Below are 545 nucleotides of genomic sequence, written 5' to 3' on the forward strand. Positions count from 1 at the left end.
CGGGCTGGCGGGAGTGCCAGCGCGAGTGGGCGCGTCGTCTCGACGCCGTGCACATCGCCGCCGACACCGCCGGGCACCTCATCCACGTACAAGAGCCCGACCTCGTCGCCTACGCCGTCCGCGCCGTCATCGACGCCGCACGGGCCGGCCGCCGTCTGCATCTCGACTCGCGGCCACCGGGCGGTCATGTCCTCTCGACCGGGACAGAGGTCGGCTGACCACTCTCAGGGAGCTACACGGAACGGCTGCGCGGGACATCGCGCCTACTGATCTCGGGGAGGGGCCGGGGTGACACCGGTGTGGGTTCTGCTGGTGGTCGCTGTCATCACAGCGCTGGGCGGTGCTGCGGTCGGAGCGTTCATCAACGACCGAGGGGCACGGGCCCGGGAGGCACTGGCATGGGACCGAGAGCTTGAACGGGAGCGTGTGCGGCACGCACGGGAGGACAGCGCTCGCGAACACGAGGACTGGCAGCGGACCTTCGACGAGCGACGCATCGCCTACCGCGACATGCTCGCCGCGGTCGAAACCGCGTTGCAGGAATA

2 protein-coding genes are annotated in these 545 nt (G+C 70.1%); both read left to right on the forward strand.

From position 1 onward, the window contains the following. Positions 1-218 (forward strand): hypothetical protein (locus PSU4_RS31740; RefSeq protein WP_222596471.1); only part of this gene is annotated, 218 nt, incomplete at its 5' end. 79 nt (positions 219-297) lie between these two features. After that, the coding region (locus PSU4_RS31035; RefSeq protein WP_147116255.1) for a hypothetical protein at positions 298-545 on the forward strand (248 nt) is incomplete at its 3' end.

This window comes from Pseudonocardia sulfidoxydans NBRC 16205 (assembly GCF_007989085.1).
Taxonomy (GTDB): Bacteria; Actinomycetota; Actinomycetes; order Mycobacteriales; family Pseudonocardiaceae; genus Pseudonocardia; species Pseudonocardia sulfidoxydans.